General features: G+C 66.0%; 11 protein-coding genes. 2 read left to right on the top strand and 9 right to left on the bottom strand.

Features of this window, described 5'->3' with window-relative positions; genetic code table 11:
• The first annotated feature begins 90 nt into the window (after window positions 1–90).
• Window positions 91–942 (top strand): amino acid kinase family protein, encoded by an 852-nt coding sequence (locus DFW101_RS10310; RefSeq protein ID WP_009181456.1) that lies wholly within the window; start codon window positions 91–93, stop codon window positions 940–942.
• A gap of 345 nt (window positions 943–1,287) precedes the next feature.
• Here DFW101_RS10310 and DFW101_RS10305 read toward each other — a convergent pair whose 3' ends face one another.
• A complete protein-coding gene (locus DFW101_RS10305) occupies window positions 1,288–1,497 on the bottom strand; it encodes a hypothetical protein (protein ID WP_009181455.1) in 210 nt (69 codons plus the stop codon).
• Between the two features lie 86 nt (window positions 1,498–1,583).
• On the opposite strand from DFW101_RS10305, the gene DFW101_RS10300 reads away from it, so the two are divergent.
• Window positions 1,584–1,937, top strand: a complete 354-nt coding sequence (locus tag DFW101_RS10300) for a helix-turn-helix transcriptional regulator (RefSeq protein ID WP_009181454.1) — start codon at window positions 1,584–1,586, stop codon at window positions 1,935–1,937.
• 113 nt (window positions 1,938–2,050) lie between these two features.
• Here DFW101_RS10300 and DFW101_RS10295 read toward each other — a convergent pair whose 3' ends face one another.
• The 8 genes from DFW101_RS10295 to aroC form a co-directional block, all read right to left on the bottom strand.
• Complete coding sequence (locus tag DFW101_RS10295; RefSeq protein ID WP_009181453.1) at window positions 2,051–2,794, bottom strand: hypothetical protein; 744 nt, start codon at window positions 2,792–2,794, stop codon at window positions 2,051–2,053.
• Window positions 2,795–3,077: 283 nt separating this feature from the next.
• On the bottom strand, window positions 3,078–3,314 hold the full coding sequence (locus tag DFW101_RS10290; protein WP_009181452.1) for a hypothetical protein: 237 nt from the start codon (window positions 3,312–3,314) through the stop codon (window positions 3,078–3,080).
• A 93-nt stretch (window positions 3,315–3,407) separates the two neighbouring features.
• Entirely contained in the window at window positions 3,408–4,883 is a 1,476-nt protein-coding gene (locus DFW101_RS10285; RefSeq protein WP_009181451.1) for a sigma 54-interacting transcriptional regulator, read from the bottom strand.
• 537 nt (window positions 4,884–5,420) lie between these two features.
• A complete protein-coding gene (locus DFW101_RS19030; protein WP_009179523.1) occupies window positions 5,421–6,593 on the bottom strand; it encodes an integrase core domain-containing protein in 1,173 nt (390 codons plus the stop codon).
• A gap of 138 nt (window positions 6,594–6,731) precedes the next feature.
• A complete protein-coding gene (locus DFW101_RS10280) occupies window positions 6,732–8,594 on the bottom strand; it encodes a lysophospholipid acyltransferase family protein (protein WP_009181450.1) in 1,863 nt (620 codons plus the stop codon).
• Between the two features lie 436 nt (window positions 8,595–9,030).
• A complete protein-coding gene (locus tag DFW101_RS10275) occupies window positions 9,031–10,032 on the bottom strand; it encodes a DUF6976 family protein (RefSeq protein WP_009181449.1) in 1,002 nt (333 codons plus the stop codon).
• A gap of 9 nt (window positions 10,033–10,041) precedes the next feature.
• The gene (locus tag DFW101_RS10270) at window positions 10,042–10,275 is read right to left on the bottom strand and encodes a hypothetical protein (protein ID WP_009181448.1); all 234 of its coding nucleotides are present in this window, start codon (window positions 10,273–10,275) and stop codon (window positions 10,042–10,044) included.
• A gap of 644 nt (window positions 10,276–10,919) precedes the next feature.
• Window positions 10,920–11,972 (bottom strand): chorismate synthase, encoded by a 1,053-nt coding sequence (gene aroC, locus DFW101_RS10265; protein WP_009181447.1) that lies wholly within the window; start codon window positions 11,970–11,972, stop codon window positions 10,920–10,922.
• Window positions 11,973–12,009: the final 37 nt, after the last annotated feature.

The raw sequence follows: 12,009 nt of genomic DNA, 5'->3' as shown, positions 1-12,009 counted from the left end.
GTGGCCCGTGTCCGCCCTTGCCTCCTATGCCCTCTGCGGATATAGCTCCTGCATGGACCTAGTGTAAAAATAACCTAATTTGGGGGCTGTATGGGCAAACTCGTGAAGGAAGGACAGGAAGGCGGGCGGCTGCACATCGAATCGCCGCTCATGGGCGAATCCCTGGTCAGCCGGACACTTCTGTCCGGCATGAACCGTGGCGAAGTCTTTCGCATGCACCCGGACGTCAACGTGCTCAAAATCGGCGGCCAGTCCATCATGGACCGGGGGGCCAAGGCCCTGCTCCCGATCATCGACGTGCTGCTGGCGGCCAAGGAAAAGCACAAGATCATCCTCATGACCGGCGGCGGCACCCGGGCCCGGCACATCTACAACATCGGGCTCGAACTCGGCATGCCCACGGGCGTGCTGTCCAAGCTCGGCGACAAGGTGGCCTCCCAGAACGCCGAGATCCTGTCCGTGCTCCTGGCCAAGCACGGCGGCGTGCGCATCGGCCACGGCGACCACCTGGAACAACTGACCATGTTCTGCCAGCTCGGCTACCTGCCCATCACCCCGGGCATCCCGCCCTACGGATTCTTCGAGCATCCGGCCGAGGAAGGCCTCATCCCGCCGCACCGCACCGACTGCGGCGCGTTTCTGCTGGCGGAAAACATCGGCGGCAAATCGCTCATCTATCTCAAGGACGAAAAGGGCCTCTACAGCGGGGATCCCAAAAAAGCCAAGGACGGGGAAAAGCTTGAATACTACGGCCGTCTGTCCGTGGACGAGCTGATCGCCCTGGACCTCGACGACCTGATCGTGGAGCGGCCGGTGCTGCGGTTCTTGAAGCACGCCAAGTGCATCAAGGAGTTCCAGATCATCGACGCCCTGCGCCACCCGGAGCACATCCTGGCGGCCCTGGACGGCGAGCACGTCGGCACGGTCATTTACAAGGACTAAGGACTAAGGACGAGGGAGAGGCGAAGAGGCCTCCGGCGGCCGGGGGGCGTCACGCCCCCCGGACCCCCCGAACGGGGTGGGCGGGGGTTGGGTAGGCGGATGGCGGAGTGGTCGTGGCCGGGTGTGCGGCGTGTGGGCGGAATCGGGTTGGCGACGCAGGCCGCAAAGCCGGCCAGCACGCCAACCCGATTCCGCCCACACAGGCCCGTCGCCCCGGGGACGGGGCGAGGTGAAGAAGTAATATGTCCAGGCTGACGCTGCAGTCTGGCCATCGTGGCCCCAGGAAGGGAGGGTCCGGGAGGGGCTTAGCCCCTCCCGGCCGCCGGAGGCATCTTCCTCTCGCTCTTAAACTTCTTTTTCACCGCCGACGCCGGCCGGGTCGGTGGGCAGGTAGATGACTTCGGCGCCAATGGACTGGGCGATGGCGTCGAGTTCCCGCTTGCGGATGTGCTCGGCAAAAAACTTGATGTCGCCCGTGGCGGCCACCACGCGGAAACGGGGCTTCTTCTCGCCTTTTTCGATCTTGCGGCGCTCGCGCGCGAAAATCTTGGACATGTTCCACCTCCATGGTGAGCGGGTTGCCTGTCTTGGTTAAATGGAACATATGTGCTTAGAGCACCTATGTCAAGGAGGAGTGGCCGATGTCGGAAAAAATAGGGCCGGGCAAGCCGGACCGCTACATGCAGCCGTCCATCCTGATGGCCCTTTTAGGCGGCGAGTCGCACGGGTATGAGCTGTTGCAGCACATCGGCGAGTACGGCTTTTTGAAGGGGGACGCGCCGCCGGGGATGATCTACCGGCATCTGCGGCAGATGGAGGAGGAGGGGTTGGTGTCGTCGCAGTGGAACGCCACGGGCACGGGGCCGGCCAAGCGGGTCTACGCCATCACGGCCGAGGGGCGGGAAGTGCTCGACGCCTGGGCCGGCTACATGGAGCGCCAGGCCAAGTCCCTGCTCGCCTTTGTGGCCCGCTACCGCGAAGCGACGCCTTCCTGAGGCACGGGCCGTACGGAACGAACTTCCGGGAGCGATCGGTCCGCCCCCTATCGGGGAGGGTCCGGGAGGGTGTCACCCCCTCCCGGCCGCCGGAGGCATCTTCCTCTTTTCCCCTACGCCGCCTTGTCCTTCCGTTTGCCCAGGGCCGCGACCCAGCGGCCGGCGCCGTCGGCCCGGACCTGGAGCACGGGCTGGCCGGCCCACAGCGACGGCCGCAGCCAGCCGCCCGTGGCTACCATGTCGTGGCCGAGGGGGGTCAGGGGATCGCGGTCCACGGAGACCACCTGGATGCCGAGGCGCCACAGTTCGGCCACGGGCACGGTGAACGGGAGTTTGCGCATGGCGCCGAGTTCGATGAACCGGCCGCACCAGCCGTGGCGGGTCAGGCCCACGGCCGCGGCCGCGCCGATGAGGCCGTCGTTGGTGCCGCCGACCCCGGCCAGGAGCACGCCGGATGCGGCGTCCATGGCCGCCTGCTGGGTGACCTTGCCGCCGTTGCAGTCCAGGGCGAAGGCCACCAGTGCGTCGCTGACCGTGGCCCGGGCCGACAGGCAGACGCCCGGATCGCTCCCTTCGGGTGTGTTGGCCGCGAGGTAGGCGGCGGCCGCGTCAAAGAGCGGCCGGCCGAGGTCCGGGTCGTCCACGTCGAAGACGGCGCAGGCCGAGCTGTTGTTGCTGGTGAAGGGGATGTCCGGGAGCTTCGGCAACTGGTGGCGCAGGACGCAGCGCAGGCGGTAGGTGTCCGGCAGTCCGGCGCAGAAATCGCGGATGCACCGGCCCGTGCCCTTGGCCGAGGTTGTGGTGTCGGTGTCGTCAAAGCCGAGGTAGAGGACGCACGTATCGTCAGGTCGGGTCATGACCCCTCCGCGTGGCGGGCGGCGGTGGCCGGCCACGCCGTTTGCGAGGCGTTCAGGCAGACGCGCCCGGCCGTTTCGGCCGTCGTCCGGACCGATCGGGGCCGGCGCTATTATATTCCGCAGGCCAGAGGGAAGGGGAATGGAAAAAACAGGCGGAACTTCCCGGTGGCTTCCGCCAGGCGACAGTCGCGCCAGGCGGAAGCCACCTTACCATGGGGCCGTCCCGGGGGACAATCGCCAATGCTAATAATAGCTTATATTATTAATGGCATAGCTGGCCAGGCTATTTCCTGGGCTTGCCGCCCGAGGATTCCTGGCCCGTTATGTGGTTCATGGAATAGCCGCCCTGGTAGATGACGCCGGTGGCCGTGTCCATCACGTACTCCAATTCGCCGTTGGCGATATAGAGGTAGCGTCCGACGGCCCGGCCGGTGGCGTAGAAATACAGGAACACGATGAGGCCCGCGACGAGGGCGAGCTTCAGGAGCACGTCAACGAGATCCTTGAGGCGTGGCGACATGGTCTGCCCTCCCAGGCCGGGGCTTGTACGCAAAAGACCGTGACCGGGCAAGGGGCGCGGTGGTTTTGGAGAAAAGCGTCCGGCCCGCCGCTCCTAGAGAGCGCTCTCGGTCTCGTCGTCGTCCCGGACCAGGCCGTACTTGCGGATGCGGTAGCCGATCTGGCGCAGGGTCAGGCCGAGTTCCCGGGCGGCCCGGGACTGGACCCAGCCGTGGCGCTCCAGGGCGCTTAGGACCTGCTGGCGCTCCATGTCGCGCAGCTCGGCCGCGTCCTCGGGCAAAACCGGCGGCCGTTCGCCCTCGGCCAGGATCTCCGACGGGATGTCCGCGATGTCGATGCGGTCCTCGGGCGCGGTGACGGCCAGCCGCGCCACCATGCCTTCCATCTCCCGGATGTTGCCCGGCCAGTCGTACCCTTCCAGGGCGCGCAGGGCCTTGGAGGTGAGGGTCAGGCGACGGCCGCCCCGGCTGGCCTCCATGGTCAGCAGGTGGTCGAGCAGGGCCGCAATGTCCTCGCGCCGCTCCCGCAGGCTCGGCACCTCGATGGTGGCCAGCGGGACCGTGGCCGTCAGTTCCGGGCTGATCCCCTGGAGCGGGGCCTTGAACACCAGCCGGGTGGCGCTGCCGCGTTCCCGGCTGCCGCCCACCCGGGTGAAGGTCCCGGTCCGCAGGAATTGGGCCAGCCGTTCGCACACGTCCGGCGGCAGCCGGTGGGCCTCCTCCAGGAGCAGGGTGCCGCCGTCGGCCTCTTCCAGGCCGCCCGGGCGGCCGCCCGAGGCCAGGGACCGGGACGTGCCGAACAGCCGCTCGGCCGGGCGGGCCTCGGTCGACAGGTCGAGGGTGGAAAACGGCCGCGTGGCCCGGCTGGAAAGTTCGTGGATGATCCGGGCCAGGGTGGCGCGCCCGGAACCGGGCTCGCCCAGGAGCAACAGCGGCGCGTCGGACAGGGCGGCCCGGTCGGCTTCGCCCCGAAGGGCCGAAAGGGCCGGGCTGGCGCCGTCGGAAAAGACATGGCGGTAGCGCAGGGACACCTTGGACCGCAAAAACGCCACCTCGCGGGCCATGTCCAGGCTCCCGGCGGCCTTCGCGGCGGCGATGGACGCCATCCGGCCGATGATGTCCGCCACCAGGACCGCCAGCCGCAGGTCGTCGGCCAGGGACGCTCCCCCGCCAAGCAGGCCGTCGGCGAAAAACCAGCCCACGACCGACTCGCCGGCCAGGACCGGCGCGGCCAGCATGGCCGCCTCATCGCGCCCGGCCGACACCTCGCCGGCCTCGTCGGCCACAACCGGCCCGGCCCCGCGCCTGAGCACCCGCGCCCGCCGGGCCTGTTCCCCCCGGTCGAGGGTGGCCGTCAGCACCAGGCCCATGTCCGGCGCGCCGCGCTGGGCCCGGATGGCCGGCCGTTCCTCGGCGTCGGCCAGGACCACGGCGGCGCTGCCAAAGCCCGGCAGCCCGGCCAACACGTCAAAAAGACGCCCCAAAAGCGCGTCCAGGCCCCGGCCTGGGTCCGCAGCCAGATCCAGGCAGGCCAAAGCCCGGCGCAATACGGCAAAACTCACAGCATCCATGGCAGTCGTCTCTCCTCGTAAAACCGCGCGTCACGGTCGTGCCCTTGTTTCAGGTTTGCCGCCGCGCCGTCAATGCCTCCGGCGGCTGGGGCGCTGCCCCAGACCCCGCCAGGGCGCTGCCCTGGACCCGCCGGGGGGCGTCACGCCCCCCGGACCCCCCGAACGGGGTGGGCGGGGGATGGGTAGGTGGGTGGGCTGGTGGTCTTGGGCGGGTGTGCGTCGGTGTGGCCGGAATCGGGTTGGCGACACTGGCTGCAAAGCCAGCCAGCACGCCAACCCGATTCCGGCCACACAGGCCCGTCGCCCCGGGGACGGGGCGAGTTTGAAGGAATTTTACGTACAGGATTTTTAAAGAAAAGCGCCGCCCACCTGAATCGCTTCAAGGATTGCAAGGCTTGGACACCTTTTTAAGCTGCATGGAAGCTCTTCAGCGAACCCCGCGGCGACAGCCGCCGCGCGCCCCGTTCGGGGGGTCCGGGGGGGTGTGCAACCGGGAACATCGTTGACAGTTTGGACCGGGTACATCCCTGACACTTTTTAGCTGATCAGGGATCGAACCGGAACCACCCGTTTGGGGTCTTTGGGGCAAAACCCGCCGAGCAGGTGCTCTCCAAGATAAACCAGCCAACGATCATCATAATTTCTGGTCAGGCCGATGCGACATTTCGCAAATGCCTCGCCGAGAAAAATCTGCCTGCCTTCCCAGTTGAACATCCCATCCCGGCGAACCGTCCGACTTTCGAAAGAGGAGGGATACTCAAAGCATGGTTCGTTTCGAGGCAGCCGCCGGGACGAAGGCCGGTAGATTGAAGCCGGCGTGGCCTGATCAAGTGCTTCATGGGGACGATGGCTATTAAATCGCTCCCGCCAGGACTCCAATCGTTCTTGTTGCTCCCGCAGATTCGCCGAAGGCGGGATAGTGGCTTCCAGTTTCAAGGTCCGATGCATTCTTTCGTGGCAGCCATTTTGCTCGGGCTTTCCAGGCGCGATGAAGTCCACGACAATACCCAGCTGGAGCCACCAGACGCTTAAGCCGGTCAAACCTGCGATCCCGGTCGAACCAAACGGAGTCCCATTGTCCACGCGGATGGCGCGTGGCAGGCCGTATCGCATAAACACCCGCCGCATCGCCTCTTTTGTTCGTTCAAGCGTCTGCGTAGGAAAGACGTAACACCCTAAGACATAGCGGCTAAAGATGTCACTGATTGTCAAAGGATGGCAAATGCTCCTGTCCTCCAGGCGAAACCAGCCCTTGTAATCCGCACTCCAAACATCATTTGCCTGTTTGGGCTGCCGGAGATCCTCTCGCCGCAACCGGCCTCCTGACTGACGGCGCTTTGCTTTTGTGGCGGTGATCAATCCGTGCCGTTTCAAAATGTCGCCGGCTGTACTTTTGGCCGGTGGGTACTCTATGCCGTGCACATCTTGCAGAAGCCTGACGAGCTTTTTGGGACCCCAGTAGGGATTCTCCTGTCGCAATGCGAGTAATAACGTGACGACTGCATCAGGTGTTTTGTGCGGGCAATGCCGGGCAACGCGGCTTCGTTCCCCAAGCCCTTCCCCTGCCTGATAGCGGCGCAGCCACTTGTAACCCGTTTCGCGACTGATCCCATACTTGCGGCACAAGGCTGCAAATGATTCCCGTCGCTGCGACAACTCCACAATGAACCGGGCGCGTTCTTCCATCGGATTGACCTTTTTCCAGGGCATTGGAGCTTCCTCCTCTGCCCAAAAGTGTCAACCATGTACCCGGTCCGTTCTGTCAATCATGTACCCGGTTCATACCGGGATGATCCCCCCCGGCCGCCGGAGGCCTCTTCCTCTTTCCCCCCCCGCATCACCTCCCGCCTAGGCGCAACGCTCGCCGTCGTCGGCCATGTCGGCCGCATTGCCGGCTTCGTGGTAGGCGGTGAAGGCGGCCAGTCCGGCCTTGCCCATGTAGCGTTCGAGTTGGCGGCGGTCGGCTTTGAGGAGATCGACGACGATCAAGCCGTCGAGGCAGTCGGCGAAGCCCTTGTCCACATTGAAGGCCAGGATCTTGCCGCCGAGTTTCAGGTATTGGCGCAGGAGCACGGGGATGCCTTTGCGGTCGGCTTCGATGTCGTCGATGAGCGCGAGGAGATCGTCGAGGTCCGCGACCAGGGTCCGGGCGGCCCGGGCCAGCCAGGTCTGGCCGCGAAGCGGAGTCTTGGGACGTACGAGCCGGGCCAGGCCGGGGTTGGTGACGTTGCCTTCGAAGTAGCTGGCCATGAGCCGGCGCGAGGCGTGCTTGTAGTCGCTGGTGATGCTGACCGGCCCGAAAAGGATGCGGTAGCGGGGCTCGCGTACGACCATCTGGGCCAGTCCCTTCCAGAGGAGGAGGAGCGGGGAGTAGCTTTTCTGGTATTCGGGCCGCACGAACGACCGGCCCATTTCGAGGGCCGGGCTGATCTGGGAGAAAAAGGCGGCTTTGAGGACAAAGAGGGTGCTGGTGTAGAGGCCCTGGGGCCCCTTGGCGGCCAGCAGTTCGTCGGTGCGGCCGATGCGGTAGGCGCCGGCCACCTCGCGTTTTTCGGCGTTCCAGAGAAAGAGGTGCCGGTAGAACGGGTCGAATTCGTCGAGGTCGCAGGCCTTGCCCGTGCCTTCGCCGACCCGGCGGAAGGTCAGTTCGCGCAGGCGTCCGATTTCGCGCAGGGTGAGCGGCATGTCGGCGGCCCGAGCTTCGATGACCGCGAATTCGCCGCTTTGGTGCAGCACCGCGCCGACCGGCAGGCGCGCGATTTCGTCGGCCAGGAGTTCGGGGCTTATGGGCGCGATGAGGGCTTCCTGCCGGGCCGGGCTTTTCTGGGGAAAAAGCGGGGGCCGGCGTTTGGGCCGATCGGGCCGGTTGCGCAGGAGAAAGGTCCGAAGCCGCAGGTAGCGGGTGATGCACTCGTCGATTTCGGCTTCGCAGCTCGAAAGCCGGGCCAGGCGGCCGAAGCTGATGGGTGTGCCGATCCGGGCCTCGACGGTGGCGCCGCACTTGTTGGCGAATTCCCGGGGGAGCATGGCGGTGCGCAAAAGCGGGTGCGCGAGGCCGAGGACCTGGAAGAGGCGGCTGTTGCGGCCGCTGAAATGGACGGGCACGACTGTGGCTTCGGTCTTGCGCACGAGCCGGGCGACAGTCGTGCTCCAGGCCGGGTCGGTGACGGCCAGGCGGCCGTTTTCCAGGCGCGGGTGGGCCACCGCCCCGGCCGGGAAGACGGCGAGCAGGCCGCCGGCGCGCAGGACCTGCAGGCATTCCTTGAGGGGCCGGATGTTGGTGCCGGTGGCCGAATTGCCGCCAAAGGGATCGACGAAGACGAAGAGCTCGCGCAGCTCCGGGATGCGGGAGAGGAGAAAGTTGGCCATGATCCGGGCGTCCGGGCGCACAGCCAGGAGCATCCTGGCCAGGACCAGGCCTTCGAGGCCGCCGAAGGGGTGGTTGGAGACCACCACCACGGGCCCGGTTTTGGGAATGCGCTCGAGCTCCTCGGCTGCGACCCGGACCGGCACGTCCATGGCCGAGAGGACCGCGTCGACGAACGCGCCGCCGGTGGCTCCGGCGGGCACCCGCTGGTAGAGGTCCTCGATGGGGGCAAGCGACAGGAGGCGGCCAAGGGCCGGTTCGGCCAGGGCCACGGCCCGGCGGACAAAGGCCCCCCCAAAGGAGGGGGAAAGGGCGAAAATCCGGGAACGTACGGGTGTATCCATGTCATCACCTCGATGGACGGCGTCTGGGCGCGTCGGGACGGGCGGGGCCGTCGGACATCCCAGTTCCTAGCCAGCCCGGGTTACGACTCCATGGAGATTTGGCGCGAGCGGACGACGATTGCGCGCGTTCGCGTCACAGGGCGGATGGTACTCTGACGGAAGCCTTTCTACGCCGTTTCGGGGACGGTGGCAAGGCGGCGGTGGGCCGGAAGCAGCGGCGCAGGCCGCGCGAAAAAAGGGGGGCCGGCGGCCCGATCCGTGGATCGGTCCGCCAGCCCCCCACTCCTCGGGGATTGTCGCGGGCCCGACGGGCCGCCCCGACGCCGCGGAAACGTCGGTCCGCCTTCCGGTGGGCGGCGGCGGCCCCTGGCGCGTCGCTCTTTCCAGGCATCAAGGCAGTACAACGGCGGCACGGCCGCCGGTTTGGAGGCGCTGTTTAGACGTCCATGATCTCGAGGTACACCAGGGTCTGGTTGAGCAACTGGTAGGCGATTTCGCCAAACGTGACCGGCCCGGTGAAGGGGTCGGTCTTTTTGCCTTCGAGCTCGGAATACAGATAGTTGAGGATGCAGTTGCAGGAGAAGGCCACCCGGTTGGAATCGACGGCGCATTCCTTGCTTAGGCGGTCGTTGAACACCTTGACGTAGTCGGCCACGGGCTTGGCGTGCTTGTAGCGGATGCCGGTGAAGACCGGGGCGTAGAATTTCACCTGGCCCTCGACCTCGTCCACGTCCTGGACGCTGATGTTGACCAGGGCCCCGTAGTAGTCGGCCACCAGCGGCAGCTTGGTGTCGAGCTTGTTTTTCACGATGTAGGCGGCCAGGTTGCGCTTTTCGCCGTTGACCATGACGTCTTTCGCCGCAAAGTCGTCGGAGGTGAAGGTCAGGATGTCGCCGTCGCCCTGCTCGAACAGGTTGATGATGCCGATTTCGGCCACCTTGCCCTCGGGCAGCATGGCCTGGAGGACCAGGGCGCCTTCTTCCAGGGTGTCGCCGGTGCGGCCGTTGATGACCTTGGGCGATTTCTTGCCGAGATCGCCGAGGTGGACGCCGGCCACCCAGCCGATCAGCGGCCGGACGCCGAAATCCTTGTAGTTGGGGGCATTCAAGGCGAAGGACCGGTGCGTCTTGCTGAAGGCGGGAATGATGATGAAGCTGAAGCCGTGCTTGGGGCCTTCGGCGTAGACCCGGGCCAGGCTGTTTTGGTCGTAGGCCACGATATCGATGGAGGCGACCAGATCGGTGATGTCCGTGGTGCAGATCATGTCGCGACTGACCATGCCGCCCTGGTCGCTGGAGATGAAATAGGGAATCGTGCCGGCGATCCAGTCGCCCTTGGGCAGCTGGCTCAGGGCATCCTCGTCGCCGGCCAGGAGGAGCGTGCGCCCCGCCTCGATCATCTGCTTGACATCCGCCACGGTGGAAATGGTCTGTCGCATATTGACCTCCTAGCCGAAAATAGTTTTCAGATCGTCCTGAACACTTGGCATATTTACGTTGTTGGCAAAGATCGCATAGAGCTGATCCACGCTGGCGCTTATATTTTCGGCCGAGGAATCTTCCTTGACCGCCCGGGTCAGACGGCCAAGCAGGATCTTGGCGGCAAGAAACTTGAGCTGATACGTCTTTTTACCGGTCACGATGTCCTGCCATGCTTTGTTGCTCTTGCTGGGTACATCCATATTCGCCTCCTTCGTTATTCGGCAGCGCGCTCTCGTCTTCCTGAAGAACCTCGGCGTGGGTGCGGCCGCGCGGAACCCCGGCCGCCCATAGCCCAGGAGCAAACGTCTTTGGTGCGTGGGGGACGCCTGAAAAGATAGTGTCGCAACAGCAAGGATCGCACCATCAAATAAATTGTGTTAAAATCAAGACTTAGTCGCAATGTACGAAAAAAAGCCGAAGAACTCAAGACAAAACAGCGCGTTCGCCCGGAACGGGGCAGGGCGGTATTCTGTTTTCTGTATAAAATATTTATTAATTTTAGGGTGATAGAGGAAATGTGGAGAATTGGGGCAGGGAAATGGTCTGGCGGGTCAAAAAGAAACAGGGCCAGTGGCGAATTTGTCAAATATTGCCGCAGGGTAAACTTTTCATTGAAAAAAAAGCCAGGCGCCGGGATCGGCCCATGCGCCGGCCGCACCCGCCGTGCGGCCGCCCGGCAGGGCGAGACGCCGGCGTCGGCCGTAGCGGGCGCTTTCCGGCCGACCGGGCCGCGCCGGATTTCTCGTGCCGCGACCCTGGAAAAGTATGCCGGCATCTCCAATAAAAGATAATAATAGTAAATGCTTGTCCATGAAAATCCGATGCGATTTCGATGGCCGTGACGCTAGGCCACGGTCTTTTGCGCCAGCCACAGGTCGGCCAGCACGAGCAGGACCATGGCCCGCAGCACCGGCACCACGCGCGGGATGGCGCTGCGGTCGTGGCGGCCGCCGACCACGATTTCGGCCGGCTCGCCGTCGATGTCCATGGTCCGCTGGGGCACGGCGATGGACGGGATGGGCTTGACCGCCGCCCGGGCCACTACCGGCTGGCCGCTGGCGATGCCGCCGAGGATGCCGCCGGCGTTGTTGGACACGGGCGGGTGGACGATGGGGTCGTTATTTTGCGAGCCAAGGAGGCGCGCGGCCGCGAACCCGTTGCCGATCTCCACGCCCTTGACCGCGCCGACGCCCATGAGCGCATAGGCCAGGCGGGCGTCGAGCTTGTCGAAAACCGGCTCGCCAAGCCCGGCCGGCACGCCCGTGGCCACGACCTCGACGATGCCGCCGAGGCTGTCGCCCGTGGCCATGGCCTCCCTGGCCCGGGCCTCCCAGAGCGGGATCACGTCCGGGTCCGGGGCGCAAAACGGCCGGTCGGCCGCGCCGGCCACGTCCACGGGCAGGGCCGGGATGCCGCCGAGTTCCACGGTGTAGGCCACAACCCGGATGCCGGCCCGGGCGAGCAGGGCCCCGGCCACGGCCCCGCCGGCCACCCGGGCCGCCGTCTCCCGGGCCGAGGCCCGGCCGCCGCCCCGGTAGTCGCGCCGGCCGTACTTGGCCAGGTAGGTGCCGTCGGCATGGCCGGGCCGCAAGAGCGTCTTGGCCGCCTCGTAGTCCCGGGACCGCTGGTCGGTGTTTTCGATGACAAAGCCGATGGGCGTGCCGGTCGTCTCGCCCTCGAAGACGCCGGACAGGAGGCGCACCGCGTCCGGCTCCTTGCGGGCCGTGCCGGTCAGTCCGCCAGCGCCGGGGCGGCGGCGGTCGAGGTCGCGCTGGAGGATTTCCTCGCTGACGGGGACGCCCGGCGGACAGCCGTCCACGACCCCGCCGAGGGCCGGACCGTGGGACTCGCCGTAGGTGGTCAGCCGGAAGATCGTGCCGAAGGTGTTGCCGCTCATGGTGCCTCCCGGCCGCTGCCCGGCCTTGGTGTGTGGT

It is taken from the genome of Solidesulfovibrio carbinoliphilus subsp. oakridgensis, from assembly GCF_000177215.2.
GTDB lineage: Bacteria > Desulfobacterota > Desulfovibrionia > Desulfovibrionales > Desulfovibrionaceae > Solidesulfovibrio > Solidesulfovibrio carbinoliphilus.
The sequence above is the reverse complement of the archived record's forward strand: the minus strand, read 5'-3'. Positions and strand labels throughout refer to the sequence as shown.

Bases quoted from the DNA above. Each gene is read 5' to 3' on its own strand.
- DFW101_RS10310 (WP_009181456.1), top strand. From the start codon at position 91: ATGGGCAAACTCGTGAAGGAAGGACAGGAAGGCGGGCGGCTGCACATC.
- DFW101_RS10305 (WP_009181455.1), bottom strand. From the start codon at position 1,497: ATGTCCAAGATTTTCGCGCGCGAGCGCCGCAAGATCGAAAAAGGCGAG.
- DFW101_RS10300 (WP_009181454.1), top strand. From the start codon at position 1,584: ATGTCGGAAAAAATAGGGCCGGGCAAGCCGGACCGCTACATGCAGCCG.
- DFW101_RS10295 (WP_009181453.1), bottom strand. From the start codon at position 2,794: ATGACCCGACCTGACGATACGTGCGTCCTCTACCTCGGCTTTGACGAC.
- DFW101_RS10290 (WP_009181452.1), bottom strand. From the start codon at position 3,314: ATGTCGCCACGCCTCAAGGATCTCGTTGACGTGCTCCTGAAGCTCGCC.
- DFW101_RS10285 (WP_009181451.1), bottom strand. From the start codon at position 4,883: ATGGATGCTGTGAGTTTTGCCGTATTGCGCCGGGCTTTGGCCTGCCTG.
- DFW101_RS19030 (WP_009179523.1), bottom strand. From the start codon at position 6,593: ATGCCCTGGAAAAAGGTCAATCCGATGGAAGAACGCGCCCGGTTCATT.
- DFW101_RS10280 (WP_009181450.1), bottom strand. From the start codon at position 8,594: ATGGATACACCCGTACGTTCCCGGATTTTCGCCCTTTCCCCCTCCTTT.
- DFW101_RS10275 (WP_009181449.1), bottom strand. From the start codon at position 10,032: ATGCGACAGACCATTTCCACCGTGGCGGATGTCAAGCAGATGATCGAG.
- DFW101_RS10270 (WP_009181448.1), bottom strand. From the start codon at position 10,275: ATGGATGTACCCAGCAAGAGCAACAAAGCATGGCAGGACATCGTGACC.
- aroC (WP_009181447.1), bottom strand. From the start codon at position 11,972: ATGAGCGGCAACACCTTCGGCACGATCTTCCGGCTGACCACCTACGGC.